This window comes from Streptomyces sp. NPDC008001, assembly GCF_042958085.1.
Lineage (GTDB): Bacteria > Actinomycetota > Actinomycetes > Streptomycetales > Streptomycetaceae > Streptomyces.
Map to the genome: position 1 here is coordinate 1 of NZ_JBIBIZ010000001.1, position 11,967 is coordinate 11,967.

The 11,967-nt window shown below is 71.1% G+C and carries 10 protein-coding genes, 1 rRNA gene, 1 pseudogene and 1 riboswitch; of the genes and pseudogenes, 11 read left to right on the top strand and 1 reads right to left on the bottom strand.

Annotated features, from left to right (window positions below; all coding sequences use genetic code 11):
- Window positions 1-143: 143 nt before the first annotated feature.
- The 11 genes from rrf to ACFZCD_RS00055 all read left to right on the top strand — a co-directional run bounded on the left by rrf (window position 144) and on the right by ACFZCD_RS00055 (window position 10,744).
- Window positions 144-260 (top strand): 5S ribosomal RNA (rrf, locus tag ACFZCD_RS00005).
- Between the two features lie 144 nt (window positions 261-404).
- Entirely contained in the window at window positions 405-995 is a 591-nt protein-coding gene (locus ACFZCD_RS00010; RefSeq protein WP_391826152.1) for a CDP-alcohol phosphatidyltransferase family protein, read from the top strand.
- A gap of 88 nt (window positions 996-1,083) precedes the next feature.
- Window positions 1,084-3,579 carry a sugar phosphate nucleotidyltransferase gene (locus ACFZCD_RS00015; protein ID WP_391826154.1) on the top strand — a complete coding sequence of 832 codons (2,496 nt, stop codon included), beginning with the start codon at window positions 1,084-1,086 and terminating at the stop codon, window positions 3,577-3,579.
- A 130-nt stretch (window positions 3,580-3,709) separates the two neighbouring features.
- On the top strand, window positions 3,710-4,633 hold the full coding sequence (locus tag ACFZCD_RS00020) for a DUF881 domain-containing protein (RefSeq protein ID WP_391826156.1): 924 nt from the start codon (window positions 3,710-3,712) through the stop codon (window positions 4,631-4,633).
- Window positions 4,630-4,962: a small basic family protein gene (locus ACFZCD_RS00025; protein WP_030364457.1), complete on the top strand. Its 333-nt coding sequence runs from the start codon at window positions 4,630-4,632 to the stop codon at window positions 4,960-4,962. Before ACFZCD_RS00020 ends, ACFZCD_RS00025 begins: the two co-directional genes overlap by 4 nt.
- 5 nt (window positions 4,963-4,967) lie before the next feature.
- Window positions 4,968-6,050: a DUF881 domain-containing protein gene (locus ACFZCD_RS00030; RefSeq protein ID WP_391826158.1), complete on the top strand. Its 1,083-nt coding sequence runs from the start codon at window positions 4,968-4,970 to the stop codon at window positions 6,048-6,050.
- Window positions 6,051-6,156: 106 nt separating this feature from the next.
- On the top strand, window positions 6,157-7,020 hold the full coding sequence (locus tag ACFZCD_RS00035; RefSeq protein WP_391826160.1) for an FHA domain-containing protein: 864 nt from the start codon (window positions 6,157-6,159) through the stop codon (window positions 7,018-7,020).
- Between the two features lie 46 nt (window positions 7,021-7,066).
- A complete protein-coding gene (locus ACFZCD_RS00040) occupies window positions 7,067-7,873 on the top strand; it encodes a MerR family transcriptional regulator (RefSeq protein ID WP_391826162.1) in 807 nt (268 codons plus the stop codon).
- A 52-nt stretch (window positions 7,874-7,925) separates the two neighbouring features.
- Window positions 7,926-8,399: a bifunctional nuclease family protein gene (locus ACFZCD_RS00045; protein ID WP_030364453.1), complete on the top strand. Its 474-nt coding sequence runs from the start codon at window positions 7,926-7,928 to the stop codon at window positions 8,397-8,399.
- Between the two features lie 194 nt (window positions 8,400-8,593).
- Window positions 8,594-9,208, top strand: coding sequence for a MerR family transcriptional regulator (locus ACFZCD_RS00050; RefSeq protein ID WP_391826164.1), 615 nt, complete (start codon window positions 8,594-8,596; stop codon window positions 9,206-9,208).
- 69 nt (window positions 9,209-9,277) lie between these two features.
- Window positions 9,278-10,744, top strand: coding sequence for a DNA polymerase IV (locus ACFZCD_RS00055; RefSeq protein ID WP_391826166.1), 1,467 nt, complete (start codon window positions 9,278-9,280; stop codon window positions 10,742-10,744).
- 502 nt (window positions 10,745-11,246) lie between these two features.
- Here ACFZCD_RS00055 and ACFZCD_RS00060 read toward each other — a convergent pair.
- Window positions 11,247-11,618: pseudogene (locus tag ACFZCD_RS00060) on the bottom strand (PRC-barrel domain-containing protein); the annotation flags it as partial.
- 109 nt (window positions 11,619-11,727) lie between these two features.
- Window positions 11,728-11,837, top strand: a riboswitch (glycine riboswitch).
- The last annotated feature ends 130 nt before the right edge of the window (window positions 11,838-11,967 follow it).

Below are 11,967 nucleotides of genomic sequence, written 5' to 3' on the forward strand. Positions count from 1 at the left end.
CAGGTGTGGAAGACCGGTAACGGTTGGAGCTGACTGGTACTAATAGGCCGAGGGCTTGTCCTCAGTTGCTCGCGTCCACTGTGTTAGTTCTGAAGTAACGAACACGCCCCCTGCGGGGTGCGGCGGTTCGAATTTCATAGTGTTTCGGTGGTCATAGCGTTAGGGAAACGCCCGGTTACATTCCGAACCCGGAAGCTAAGCCTTTCAGCGCCGATGGTACTGCATGGGGGACCGTGTGGGAGAGTAGGACGCCGCCGAACTATTATTAGCCTCAGGCCTGGGATATTTATCCCGGGCCTGAGGCTTTTTTGCGTTGTACCCGTCCGCCCCTCGCCACTGCCGCACCACACCGGAGGGTAAGGTCAGGGGGTATCGTTCGCATATTTCCCACAGGAGGCCCCCGGGTGGAGGTCCAGGAGACGCGAGTCCAGACCGACCGCGTCCTCACCATCCCGAACATCCTCAGCATGGCGCGCCTGGTCGGCGTCCCTCTCTTCCTGTGGCTGATTCTCCAGGAGCACGACGGGTGGGCGCTCCTCGTCCTGGCCCTCAGCGGTGTCAGTGACTATCTCGACGGAAAGCTCGCCCGGCGCTGGAATCAGATCAGCAGCCTCGGCCGGCTGCTCGACCCCGCCGCCGACCGGCTCTACATCCTTTCCACCCTCTTCGGCCTGACCTGGCGTGAGATCCTGCCGTTGTGGCTGACCGCCGCCCTCATCGCCCGGGAAGCGATGCTGCTGGTCATGGTGTGGATTCTGAGGCGCCACGGCTATCCGCCGCCGCAGGTGAACTTCCTCGGCAAGGCCGCGACCTTCAACCTGATGTACGCGTTCCCGTTGCTGCTTCTCAGTGACGGACACGGCTGGTTGCCGTCACTCGCCGCGATTTTCGGATGGGCGTTCGCCGGATGGGGTACAACCCTCTATTGGTGGGCAGGGATCCTCTACGTGGTCCAGGTCCGCCGCTTGGTCAAGGCGGACACCACGGCCGACTGAGCCCGGCGCAGACTCCGGCCGCACCTCCGGCCGTCCCCGGGCGTTCTGTTCGGCTTGACCGTCGTCGCGCAAGGAGGACGCTTCCGACATGAAGGCCGTCGTGATGGCCGGTGGTGAAGGCACTCGCCTTCGCCCCATGACCTCGAGCATGCCCAAGCCGCTCCTACCGGTCGCCAACCGCCCGATCATGGAGCATGTGCTGCGACTGCTCAAGCGGCACGGACTCACCGAGACCGTGGTGACAGTCCAGTTCCTCGCCTCCCTCGTCAGGAACTACTTCGGGGACGGCGAAGAGCTCGGCATGGAGCTCACCTATGCCAATGAGGAAAAGCCACTCGGCACCGCGGGCAGCGTCAAGAACGCCGAGGAAGCACTGAAGGACGACGCCTTCCTGGTGATCTCCGGAGACGCCCTCACCGATTTCGACCTGACCGACCTCATCCGTTTCCACAAGGAGAAGGGCGCACTGGTCACCGTCTGCCTCACCCGTGTTCCCAATCCCCTGGAATTCGGCATCACCATCGTCGACGAGGACGGCAAGGTCGACCGCTTCCTCGAAAAGCCCACCTGGGGCCAGGTCTTCTCCGACACCGTGAACACGGGCATCTACGTCATGGAGCCCGAGGTCTTCGACTACGTCCGGCCCGACGTCCCCGTCGACTGGTCCGGTGATGTCTTCCCCCAGCTGATGAAGGAGGGCAAGCCGGTCTACGGCTATGTGGCCGAGGGCTACTGGGAGGACGTCGGCACGCACGAGAGCTATGTGAAGGCCCAGGCCGACGTGCTCGAAGGCAGGGTCGACGTCGACATAGACGGTTTCGAGATCTCGCCCGGCGTCTGGGTCGCCGAAGGGGCCGAGGTCCACCCCGACGCCGCCCTCCGCGGGCCGCTGTACATCGGCGACTACGCCAAGGTCGAAGCCGGCGCCGAAATCCGCGAGCACACCGTCGTCGGCTCCAATGTCGTCGTCAAGAGCGGGGCCTTCCTCCACAAGACCGTCGTCCACGACAACGTCTACATCGGCCAGCAGAGCAACCTGCGCGGCTGCGTCATCGGCAAGAACACCGACATCATGCGCGCCTCCCGGATCGAGGACGGCGCCGTCATCGGCGACGAGTGCCTGGTCGGTGAGGAATCGATTATTCAGGGCAACGTCCGCGTCTACCCGTTCAAGACCATCGAGGCGGGCGCGTTCGTCAACACCTCGGTGATCTGGGAGTCCCGCGGCCAGGCCCATCTCTTCGGCGCGCGGGGGGTCTCCGGCATCCTCAACGTGGAGATCACGCCCGAGCTCGCCGTACGGCTCGCCGGCGCGTACGCGACGACGCTCAAGAAGGGCTCCACCGTCACCACGGCCCGTGACCACTCCCGTGGTGCGAGAGCGCTCAAGCGCGCCGTGATCTCCGCGTTGCAGGCCAGCGCCATAGACGTGCGCGACCTGGAGAACGTGCCGCTGCCGGTGGCCCGCCAGCAGACGGCCCGCGGCAGCGCCGGCGGCATCATGATCCGTACGACGCCGGGGGTGCCCGACTCGGTCGACATCATGTTCTTCGACGAGCGCGGCGCCGACCTCTCCCAGGCCGGGCAGCGCAAGCTCGACCGGGTCTACGCCCGCCAGGAGTACCGGCGGGCCTTCCCCGGGGAGATCGGCGACCTCTCCTTCCCCTCCAGCGTCTACGACTCGTACACGGGCTCACTGCTGAGGTCCGTGGACACCAGCGGCGTCCGCGAGGCCGGGCTCAAGGTCGTGGTGGACGCGGCGCACGGCAGCGCCGGCCTCGTCCTGCCCAGCCTGCTCGGCCGGCTCGGTGTCGAGGCGTTCACCATCAACCCGGGGCTGGACGAGTCCCGGCCCACCGAGACCGCGGACGACCGCCGTTCCGCCCTCGTGCGGCTCGGGGAGATCGTGGCGTCGGCCCGTGCCGCGTTCGGCGTGCGGTTCGACCCGGTGGGCGAGCGCCTCTCCCTGGTCGACGAGCGCGGCCGGATCGTGGAGGACGACCGGGCCCTGCTCGTCCTGCTGGACCTGGTCGCCGCCGAGCGGCGCAGCGGCAAGGTGGCGCTGCCGGTGACCACCACGCGCATCGCCGAGCAGGTGGCGGCGTACCACGGCACCCAGGTCGAGTGGACGACGACCTCGCCCGACGACCTGACCAGGGTCGGCCGTGCGGACACCACGATCTTCGGCGGGGACGGCCGCGGCGGCTTCATCGTCCCGGAGTCCAGCAGCGTCTTCGACGGCACCGCCGCGTTCGTCCGGCTGATCGGTCTGGTGGCGCGCACGCAGCTCACGCTCAGCCAGATAGACGCCCGCATCCCCCGTGCCCACGTCCTCCGCCGCGACCTGCCGACGCCGTGGGCCGTGAAGGGGCTCGTGATGCGGTCCGTGGTCGAGGCGGCCGGGGACCGGCACGTGGACACGACCGACGGCGTGCGGGTCGTGGAGGCCGACGGGCGCTGGGTCATGGTGCTGCCGGACCCGGCCGAGGCGGTGACCCACCTGTGGGCCGAGGGGCCGGACGACGCCTCGGCGCAGGCCCTGCTCGACGAGTGGTCGGCGGTCGTGGACGGCGCCGGGCGCTGACGCCCACGCCGGGTCAGGACCCGGTGGGCGCCGTCTCCTTGGGGCCGGACCGGTGCCGGAGCGATCCCGCCTCCGGCGCGCCGGTGGGGCCATTGGGAGACGGCGCCCCCGACGTGCGACGATGTGCGGCATGTCGCAGCAGCCCCCCGTTCGGAGCACGGCCCCGCCGGCTCCGCGCCCTGATGCCTCCATGTCGCTGCTGACCAACGTGATGGACCACAGCCTCGACGACGGCTATGCCGAGGCTGCGGCGAGACGGAAGGCCGCCGGCGGCAGCAGGCTGCCGAGCCCGCTGCGGGCCAAGCTGGGGCTCGCGGCCGCCCTGCTGCTCGCCGCGGTGGTGGTGACGCTGGGGGCGGCGCAGGCGCAGATATCGGCACCGACGCTGGCCAAGGAGCGTCAGCAGCTCATCGACCGCATCGAACGGGAGACCTCGGCGGCCGACACGCTGCAGAAGAACGTCGACACCCTGCGGGACGCCGTCGGCACCAAGCAGCGCGACGTCCTCGAGAAGCACGGCGGGGACAAGGCCGACCTGGTGGCGCTGCTCGCGGGCGCGACCACCGTGCAGGGGCCCGGGGTCAAGCTGGTCGTGGACGACGCCAAGCAGACGAAGCCGGGCGGTGGCGGCGGGCCGCGCGAGAGCAACGGCTTCTCGGACACGGGCCGGGTGCGCGACCGTGACATGCAGCGCATTGTCAACGGCCTGTGGCAGTCCGGCGCGGAGGCGGTCTCGGTGAACGGGCAGCGGCTGACGGCGCTGTCGGCGATCCGGGCCGCGGGTGACGCCATACTGGTGGACAACAGGCCGCTGGTGCCGCCGTACACGGTGCTGGCGGTCGGTGACGGACAGCGGCTGGCCAATGCCTTCCAGCGCAGCGCCGACGGTCAGTACCTGCGTGCTCTGCAGCAGAACTACGGGGTCCGCTACAGCATTTCCGCTCAGGGAGAGGTGCGGCTGCCCGCCGCGCCGAGCCTGATCGTACGTACCGCACAGCCGCAGGAGGGTGGCGCGGCGGGTCGCGCCACCGACACAGGGAAGGGCACATCGTGATCGCCGTATTGGGGCTCGTCGTGGGAGTCGTGGTCGGACTGGTCGTCCGACCCGTGGTGCCGACGGTGGTCGAGCCCTACCTTCCCATCGCCGTCGTGGCGGCGCTCGACGCGGTGTTCGGCGGCCTCCGGGCGATGCTGGACGGGATCTTCGACGACAAGGTGTTCGTCGTGTCCTTCCTGTCCAACGTGGTCGTGGCCGCGCTGATCGTCTTCCTGGGCGACAAGCTCGGCGTCGGGGCCCAGCTCTCCACCGGTGTCGTGGTCGTCCTCGGCATCCGCATCTTCTCCAACGCGGCCGCGATTCGCCGGCACGTCTTCCGGGCGTGAGGCCGATGAGCAACGACGACAACACGCCCGGCGGGCCGGCTCCCGAGGAGGAGCCGACGGGGAAGACGCCCCGCGAAGGGACGCCCGGCGAAGGGACGCCCGGTGAAGGGACGCCTGCCGGGGGAGCGCCTACCGAAGGACCGAAGAAAGCCGCAAAGCCCGGTAAGGGCGATACGGCGGGTAAGTCAGGAGCGAGTGACAAGCCGGACAGGCCGGAGAAGCCGGGAGTGCCCGGGCCGGAGCCGGTTTCTGACGCCGGGTCCGCACCGGGCGCCGAGCCCGGACCGGAGCCCGGGCCTGGGCCGGGGCGTGTTCCCGGGCCCCCGGCCGGGCCCGCGCCCGAGCCCCCTGCGGCGGCCCCAGCGCCGGTGACCGGCCGTCAGCGCCTGGTGAGCAGCCTCTGGCCGCCGCGGCTGACGCGGGCCCAGCTCACCGTGGCGGTGCTGCTGTGCGTCCTGGGCCTGGGCCTGGCCATCCAGGTCCGGTCGACCAGTGACAACAGCGCGCTGCGCGGGGCCCGGCAGGAGGACCTCGTACGGATCCTGGACGAGCTCGACAACCGCACGAAGCGGCTGGAGGACGAGAAGCGGCGGCTGGAGAACCAGCGCACCGAGCTGGAGAGCAGCTCCAACCAGGCCGCCGAGGCACGCAAGCAGACCGCGCAAAAAGAACAGCAGCTCGGCGTGCTCGCGGGTACGGTGGCGGCGCAGGGGCCGGGCATCGAGCTCACGGTGAGCGACCCCAAGGGCGCCGTCGAGGCCGACAAGCTGCTGGACACCATCCAGGAGCTGCGGGCCGCCGGCGCCGAGGCCATCCAGATCAATGACGTGCGGGTGGCCGCCAACACCTTCTTCTCGGGTGCGGCGGGGAGGGTGGAGATCGACGGCAAGAAGGTCTCCCAGCCCTACCGGTTCAAGGTGATCGGCAAGCCGCAGGACCTGGAGCCGGCGCTCAACATCCCCGGTGGTGTGGTGCAGACGCTGGAGAAGGAGCAGGCGGGCGTCTCGGTCCAGCGGTCTGAGAAGATCATTGTGGACGCCTTGCGCCCGGCGAAGCGGCCTGACTACGCTCGGTCGTCATCGCAGTGAGGCGGGCGGTCATGCGGGCTTCAGAGGGAGGCCATGAGCTTGCGGGGGGTCGGCGCACCAAGTCGAGGGTGCGTGGTGGAAACTGTCTGTTGACCACGGACGTTGTATGGATGTCCAGGTCGGACGGTGTGTGCATCGAGGGTTTGTCCTGCCCCACGGGCGGGTCTGTTTCGGTCAAGGGGAATCGCCCGTGAAGTTGTTTGCGAAGTTGTTCGGCAAGAGCGCACGCCAGGACGGTGGCAGCGCCCGCCACCGTGCGTCGCGCCCCGCAGAGGGTGGCCGGGACCAGGGAGGCGCCCCCGAGGAGCGCCCGCTGTTCCGGGATGAGACGGCGGCTCCGGGAGGAGACATTCCGGGCGGGTCGGCTGTTGACCCTGCCGCCACCGGGCGCATAGGTTTCGGGGCACCAGCGACCTCGAGCTCGTACGGAGGGTCTGCCTTGCCGGTTTGCACGAGGTGCGGTCACCGGAACGCCGAGGCGAGCCGGTTCTGCTCCAATTGCGGTGCTCCGCTGCGGCCCGGTGCCGTGGCCGAGCGCGCCTCGGAGACGACCTCGACCATCTCCATCTCCGGTCTCGAGGCGTACGACTCCGAGACCACCGGCCAGACGCCGATCCCGTCGCTCTCCCCGGAGGCGCAGGCCGCCGTCGACGCCCTGCCGGTGGGTTCGGCGCTGCTGGTGGTCCGCCGCGGGCCGAACTCCGGCAGCCGGTTCCTGCTGGACAGCGAGATCACCACGGCGGGCCGGCACCCGCAGAGCGACATCTTCCTGGACGACGTCACGGTCTCGCGCCGGCACGTCGAGTTCCGCAGAGGCCAGGACGGCGGCTTCACCGTCTCCGACGTCGGCAGCCTCAACGGCACCTACGTCAACCGCGAGCGGATCGACTCGACGCCGCTGAGCAGTGGCGACGAGGTCCAGATCGGTAAGTACCGGCTGGTCTTCTACGGCAGCCAGCGGGGCATCTGACCCTCTCCCGGATCCCGTCCGGGGGAGGAGACCCCAAGGAAGGGCCATGCTTCGAACACCGTCGGGCGGTGCCGGGTCTACCGGTGCCGCCGGAGCGGAAGGGCGGCTGGTGAGCATCGGTACGGTGCTCAATCTGCTGCGCGAGGAGTTTCCCGAGGTCACCATCTCCAAGATTCGTTTCCTGGAGGCGGAGGGCCTGGTGGAGCCGCAGCGCACGCCGTCCGGATACCGCAAGTTCAGTACGGAGGACGTGGAGCGGCTCGGCTGCGTGCTGCGCATGCAGCGTGATCACTATCTTCCTCTGCGGGTCATCAAGGAGCACCTGGAGGCCCGCGAGCGGGGCGAGACGCCGCAGCTGCCCGCCCCCGCGAAGCCGCGCGACGCCGCCCTCGTGGCCGTCGACGGCGGGGCCGCGGGCCCGTCCGGGGCCGACGCCGGCGCAGTGCCGGCCGGCACGGAGCCGGGCGCTCCGGTGCCTTCCCCGGCTGCCCGGATCGGCCGGGAAGAGCTGCTGAGCACCACGGGTGTCACGGAGGGTGACCTCGCGGAGTGGGAGTCGTACGGGCTGGTCACGCCCCACCCGGACGGCGGATTCGGCGCAGATGCGGTGGCCGTGGCGCGCCTCGTGGCGGACCTGGGCCGTTTCGGCCTGGAGCCGCGCCATCTTCGCGCCATGAAGGCCGCCGCCGACCGCCAGGCCGGTCTTGTCGAACAGGTGGTCGCACCACTGCGGCGGCACCGTAATCCGCAGACCAGGGCCCATGCCGAGGCCACCACGCGCGAGCTCGCCACGCTGTCCGTGCGCCTGCACGCGGCGCTCGTGCAGGCCGCCCTGCACGCGGGCTCGCACTGACCGGCGGATGCCCGACTACCCAAACCTGCCGGGCACGTCCTAGGGTTGCTGTGTGAACGAGCTCGATGTCGTGGGTGTCCGGGTGGAAATGCCCTCCAACCAGCCGATCGTGCTCCTGCGTGAAGTGGGAGGCGACCGCTACCTCCCGATCTGGATCGGACCGGGAGAGGCGACGGCCATTGCCTTTGCCCAGCAGGGCATGGCCCCGGCCCGCCCGCTGACCCACGACCTTTTCAAGGACGTGCTGGAAGCGGTCGGCCAGCAGCTCACGGAGGTCCGGATCACGGACCTGCGCGAGGGTGTCTTCTACGCGGAGCTCGTCTTCGCCAGCGGCGTGGAGGTCAGCGCGAGGCCGTCCGACGCCATAGCGCTGGCCCTGCGCACCGGCACGCCGATCTACGGCAGTGACGGCGTGCTGGACGACGCCGGGATCGCCATCCCGGACGAGCAGGAGGACGAGGTCGAGAAGTTCCGCGAGTTCCTCGACCAGATCTCGCCGGAGGACTTCGGCTCCAGCAGCCAGTGAGCCGGCCGGAGCGGCGGGCGGCAGGGCGGCGCGAGACGGTCCGCCGCGGCGCATTCGATTAGCCATTCCCGGCGCAGGGGCACGCAAAACCACTCTCTGGGTGATTATCACTCGGCGTGCCGAGTGTGGCGATCGTTGACGCACCCCTGGTGACTGCCTACCGTCGAGAGGGCAGGTCAAGGACGGAGGTCGGCGTGAGAAGCATGGGCGACGGGACGGCGGTCGGCAGTCCGTATCCGCTGTTCGGGGGAGCGGTCGAACAGGCACCCCGTCCGGCGACCCCGGCGGCGGTCACCACGCCGCGGGGGCCGGAGGCCGATCTCATCGGCTACCGAGGGCCGACGGCGTGTGCCGCGGCCGGCATCACCTACCGCCAGCTCGACTACTGGGCGCGTACGGGCCTGGTCGAGCCGAGCGTGCGGCCCGCGTACGGGTCGGGCACCCAGCGGCTGTACAGCTTCCGGGACGTGGTCGTCCTCAAGATCGTGAAGCGGTTGCTGGACACGGGGGTCTCCCTGCAGAACATCCGCACGGCCGTCCAGCACCTGCGCTCGCGCGGCGTGGCCGACCTGCCGCGGATGACGCTGATGAGCGACGGGGCGACGGTCTACGAGTGCACCTCGCCCGATGAGGTCGTCGATCTCCTCCAGGGCGGCCAGGGCGTCTTCGGGATCGCCGTGGGCGTCGTGTGGCGCGATGTCGAGAGCGCGCTGTCCCAGCTGCACGGCGAGCGCGTGGACACCGGCGAAACGCTCATCCGCCCGAACCCCGCGGACGAGCTGGCGCGGCGCCGCAACCGCGTCGGCTGACCTGCGAGGCCTCCGCCCGCCGAACGAACGTGCGTGCGATTGTCAGTGGCATGCGGCAGCATCGGTGTCGTGAGAGGCGCGCCCACCATCCTGCATCTCGACATGGATGCTTTCTACGCTTCGGCCGAGCAGGCGGCCAAGCCCAGCCTGCGCGGGAAGCCCGTGGTTGTGGGCGGGATCGGGCCGCGCGGTGTGGTGGCCACCGCGTCGTACGAGGCGCGGGTCTTCGGCATCCGCTCCGCGATGGCCACGGCCCAGGCCCGCAGGCTCTGCCCCAACGCCGCCTACCTCACCCCGCGGTTCACGCTCTACCGCGAGGTCAGCGAGGTGGTGATGGGCCTGCTCGGCGCGCTGTCCCCGCTGGTGGAGCCGCTCAGCCTCGACGAGGCGTTCGTGGACCTGGAGGCCGGCGGCGTCGAGCCCACCGCCGCGGCCGTCCGGGCGGTGGGCGAGCGCCTGCGGCGGGACATCCGCGCGGCGACGGGTCTCAGCGGCTCGGTGGGGCTCGCCGCCTCCAAGATGCTGGCGAAGATCGCCTCCGAGGAGGCCAAGCCCGACGGCCTGCTCCTCATCGAGCCCGGCACCGAGATGGGGCTGCTGTCGCCCATGTCCGTGCGCGTCATCCCGGGCGTCGGCCCCGCCACCGCCGAGACGCTGCGCCGGGCCGGCATCACGACCGTCGCCGAGACGGCGGAGGCGGGCGAGGCGGAGCTGGTGCGGCTGCTGGGCAAGGCCCACGGCGCGGGGCTGTACGCCCTGGCCACCGGGCACGACGACCGTCCGGTCGTCGCCGAGCGCGACGCCAAGTCCGTGTCCGTGGAGGACACCTTCGAGGAGGACCTCACCGACCGCACCCGGGTGCAGCTGGAGATCTCCCGGCTCGCCGACCGCTGCGTGCAGCGGCTGCGCGCGGCCGGCCGGTCGGGGCGCACCGTCGTCATCAAGGTGCGCAGCTACGACTTCTCCACGCTGACCCGCTCCGAGACCCTGCGCGGCCCGACGGACGATCCCGCGGTGGTCCGGGAGGCGGCGGCCCGGCTGATCGAGGGCGTCGACACCACGACGGGGGTCCGGCTGCTCGGCGTCGGGGTCAGCGGCCTCGCCGACTACACCCAGGAGGACCTCTTCGCGCAGGCCGCGAGCGAGGCGGCAGCTGCCGCGCAGGCGGTGGATGCGGGGGGCGCCGCGGCGGCTGAGGCGGGGCGGGGTTCCGGCACGGAGCCGGGGGAGGCTGCGGGCGCGGCGGAGCGGCCGCGGCGCTGGCTGCCGGGCCTGGACGTGTGCCACGCCGAGTACGGGGCGGGGTGGGTGCAGGGCAGCGGCGTCGGCCGGGTCACGGTGCGCTTCGAGACGCCCTGGTCCGAGCCGGGCCGGGTACGGACGTTCGCCGTCGACGACCCGGCACTGGAACCGGCCGAGCCGCTCCCGCTCGTGAGGACGGCCCTGCCGGGCGCCGCCCCGGACGGGACGGGAGGCGCCCCCGCCACCCCGGAGCCCCCCGGCCCGGCCTCCCCGAAGAGCGGCGCGGCGGCGTAGGCACCGACCGGTGGCCGCCGCCGGGGCCGGCCCGCAGTGGCCCCGGCGGCGGCTCCATCCCGTAGGGGAGATCCGTGCCCGGGATTGGGCTTCGGCCGTGAATCCGGTCCCTGCTGTGCGGTGGTCCCCGCGCGGAGGGCAGGTGACGGCTCCGGCCCGGGCCCTGTGACTGGCCCGGCCCGCACGGCCCCGGCCCGGGAGCGGCTCCAGCCCGTAGGGCAGGCCACGGCTCCCGCTCCCGCTCTGGAACCGGCACGGCCCCGCGGCGCCTGGCCTGCGAGCGGCCCCCCCCGTAGAGCGGATCCCCGCCCGGTATGCGGCTCCGGCCCGCCCGCACCGGAGCCCGTCCCTAGAGCAGGCCCCCGCCCGGGATCCGGTCCCGCCCCTGCATCCAGCCCGGACCCGTAGCCGATCCCGGCCCCGTAGCGGGACCAGGCCCGGGAGGCGATCCCGACCCCGATCCCGGGCCCGTGCCCGCCCCCGGCCCGCCATCCGCCCCCGGCCCCGCGGGCGGTCCCGCCGAACCCGGCCCCGGCCCCCCGGCCGCGGCCGGCCCCGTGCCGGGGATGGGGAGGCGGTAGTGGTGGTAGAGCTGGAGTTCCTGTTCGGGGGAGAGGTGGCGGCCGACGCCGAAGTCCGGGGCTTCCTTGATCAAGGCCCGGTCGTACGGGGTGCGCAGGCTTTCCCCGGTGATTTCGCTGGGTGCCAGGGGAACGAAGGCGTCCCGCCGGAAGAACCCGGTCCGTACCGCCGCCCACAGCGGTTCGCCCGTCGCGTCGTCGAGGTAGACCTCGTCCACCGTGCCGACCTTCGACCCGTCGCGGTCGAAGACCTTCCGGCCGATCAAGCTCCGGGGATCGATGTCGCTCTGCACGGTTTCCTCCCAGAATCGGCGCCTCTTCCCACCCAAAAACACAAAGCGGGAAGCGGCCACTCGGGAGATCCGCCGGTAAAGCCGCGCTGGTAGGCTGGCGAGTGGCCGCAGAATCCGTGCGGGAGAGTCCTCCGGAAGCCCCCAGCGGGGCGGAGCGGAGGCGCCGAAGGAGCAAATCCTCCCCGGAATCTCTCAGGCACCCGGTACCGCACGGACGAGGTCACTCTGGAAAGCAGGGCGGGCCCGGTCAGCCACAGCGCCGAAGCCCCTCCTCACCGACGGTGAAAGCCGGGCCGCGCCTGCCGCGGGCCGGTGAAGCTCTCAGGTTGAGATGACAGAGGGGGAGGCC

Excerpts from the sequence above, each read along its gene's own strand:
- ACFZCD_RS00015 (WP_391826154.1), top strand. The coding sequence starts at position 1,084 with ATGAAGGCCGTCGTGATGGCCGGTGGTGAAGGCACTCGCCTTCGCCCC.
- ACFZCD_RS00020 (WP_391826156.1), top strand. The coding sequence starts at position 3,710 with ATGTCGCAGCAGCCCCCCGTTCGGAGCACGGCCCCGCCGGCTCCGCGC.
- ACFZCD_RS00030 (WP_391826158.1), top strand. The coding sequence starts at position 4,968 with ATGAGCAACGACGACAACACGCCCGGCGGGCCGGCTCCCGAGGAGGAG.
- ACFZCD_RS00035 (WP_391826160.1), top strand. The coding sequence starts at position 6,157 with ATGGATGTCCAGGTCGGACGGTGTGTGCATCGAGGGTTTGTCCTGCCC.
- ACFZCD_RS00040 (WP_391826162.1), top strand. The coding sequence starts at position 7,067 with ATGCTTCGAACACCGTCGGGCGGTGCCGGGTCTACCGGTGCCGCCGGA.